Here is a 1,567-nt window from a genome sequence, read left to right as displayed (position 1 = left end):
TTCGCGACCCGCCCCGGCCCCCCGGCTTCGGTCTCATCGCCGCGCCTACGGCGATCCGGTGCGGGGTACTCGACATGGAGGCGGCAGAATGGAGCGCATGTCCGAACGCCCGTCCGACCTGGACCCCAAGATCGCCGATCGGCTGAAACGCACCGCCGACGGTCTCGTTCCCGCCATCGCCCAGCAGTACGACACCGGTGAGGTGCTCATGCTGGGCTGGATGGACGACGAGGCACTGCACCGCACGCTGACCACCGGTCGCTGCACGTACTGGTCCCGCAGCCGCCAGGAGTACTGGGTCAAGGGTGACTCGTCCGGCCACCAGCAGTGGGTGCGGTCGGTCGCGCTCGACTGCGACGGCGACGCCATCCTGGTCAAGGTCGACCAGGTGGGCGCCGCGTGTCACACCGGAGACCGGACCTGCTGGGACGCCGACGTCCTCGATCCCGTCGTCGGCGTCCGGCCGGAGTGACCGGGCCGGTGAACCCCCGCCGCGAGTTCACCACCGCGGCGGTCCTGTGCGCCCTGGGAGCCGGCACCGCCGTCGTGGCCGGTGGCCGCTCGTGGGCGACCGTCCGGGCGACCGACACGATCACACCGCTCTCCCAGCATGTGACGGGGCGGGAGCTCACGGCCGTGGCCCTGGCCCTCGGCTGGGCGGGGCTCGCCGGGCTGGCCGCTCTGTTCGCCACCCGCGGCAGGGTACGCGCGGCGGTCGGAGGCCTGCTGGCGATCTTCGGTGCCGGCATCGCCTACGCCTCCGCGACGGCCATGGGCACCGCGAACGTGCTGCGCGCCGCAGGTGACAAGAGCCCGATGCTGCGGCTGGACGGCGATGCCCTCGTGCGGCCGTCCGCCTGGTGGATCGTGTCGCTCGCGGGCGGCGCGCTGCTCGCGGCGGCCGGAGTCATGGTGCTCCTGCGGGGCGCCCGCTGGCCGGGCATGTCCGCGCGCTACGAGACCGACGGCGCCGCCAAGGCGCGCGTGGGGACCCCCGCCGGGCCGTCGCCCGCCGGCGGGACCTCGCGGGCCGGGACCGACGACCCCTCAACTCTGTGGAAGTCGCTGGACCGCGGTGAGGACCCGACGATCACGCCCGCGAACCGGGAAGATGGAGCCGCCCGGGAGAAGGAGGAGCATTGATGTCCGGCGCGAACGTGTGCCCCGCGAACCGGCGACCGTTCAGAGCCAGCGGCCGTGGTGGTCGATGACGGCGAGCGGGTGCTGGTGGTCGAGCACGACCCCGGCGTCGCCGAACTGGAGCGGCTCTACCTGACCCGGGAGGGCTTCGTCGTCCACGTCGAGTCCGAGCACGCGCACGCGCACGCGGCGGCGGCGCGGATCCGTCCCGACGTCGTGGTGCTGGACGTGTCCGCACCGGGCGCCCGCCCGGCCGAGCTGTACGCCCGGGTCGCCGAAACGGCCCATCCGGCTCCCGTCATCTGCGTTCACGCGTCCGGCATCGATCCACGTGACCTCGGCGAACACCGCCTGAGCAGGCCCTTCGGCCCGAGGCAGCTGGTGACCGCCGTCGCCGACGCACTGCGCCGGCGTGACGCCGGCGACG

General features: G+C 73.8%; 3 protein-coding genes. All 3 read left to right on the top strand.

The features are described from left to right. The first annotated feature begins 97 nt into the window (after positions 1–97). Positions 98–472: a phosphoribosyl-AMP cyclohydrolase gene (gene hisI, locus HKK72_RS39115; protein ID WP_187239410.1), complete on the top strand. Its 375-nt coding sequence runs from the start codon at positions 98–100 to the stop codon at positions 470–472. A gap of 8 nt (positions 473–480) precedes the next feature. After that, positions 481–1,143 (top strand): Trp biosynthesis-associated membrane protein, encoded by a 663-nt coding sequence (locus HKK72_RS39110; RefSeq protein WP_187239409.1) that lies wholly within the window; start codon positions 481–483, stop codon positions 1,141–1,143. Positions 1,144–1,197: 54 nt separating this feature from the next. Next, a partial coding sequence (locus tag HKK72_RS39105; protein ID WP_410050392.1) for a response regulator occupies positions 1,198–1,567 on the top strand: 370 nt, incomplete at its 3' end.

This window comes from Actinomadura sp. HBU206391 (assembly GCF_014323665.1).
Lineage (GTDB): Bacteria > Actinomycetota > Actinomycetes > Streptosporangiales > Streptosporangiaceae > Actinomadura_C.
This window is presented reverse-complemented; position numbering and strand designations above follow the sequence as displayed.